This is a genomic window from Tritonibacter sp. SIMBA_163 (assembly GCF_046535935.1).
In the GTDB taxonomy this organism is placed as follows: Bacteria; Pseudomonadota; Alphaproteobacteria; order Rhodobacterales; family Rhodobacteraceae; genus Epibacterium; species Epibacterium scottomollicae.
On sequence record NZ_JAWJBP010000234.1, the window covers coordinates 1 to 315 of the forward strand.

Consider the following 315-nt stretch of genomic DNA (forward strand, 5'->3'; position numbering starts at 1 on the left):
GTAGCGTTATCACCATAGACCTTTGCGCTTCCTCCACCTGTTTCAAGGGTGAATGATTTTACACCCTTGAAGTTTGATAGATGGAGTTCTGCCAACCTGATATTTTTGGTCATGAACAAGCCTCCATTGATTTACAGTGCCAACCTGCTATAATAGGGGTTGACACTTTTATTTTCTTTTTTTGTAATTGGTTCACTTGTGGGAGTGGACCTTTTTATTTTGTATTCACAAAGGTGAAATCCAGTTGCTCCTTCAGATAGCGTTCCAAGTTATCAACTAGAATCATTTCCCCAACATTCTCATCAATGACATACT

At 39.0% G+C, this 315-nt stretch carries 1 protein-coding gene; it reads right to left on the reverse strand.

Going from position 1 to position 315, the window contains the following annotated elements; all coding sequences use genetic code 11:
* Positions 1–214 precede the first annotated feature (214 nt).
* Positions 215–307: a YqaI family protein gene (locus R0J92_RS22220; protein WP_411053246.1), complete on the reverse strand. Its 93-nt coding sequence runs from the start codon at positions 305–307 to the stop codon at positions 215–217.
* Between the last annotated feature and the right edge of the window lie 8 nt (positions 308–315).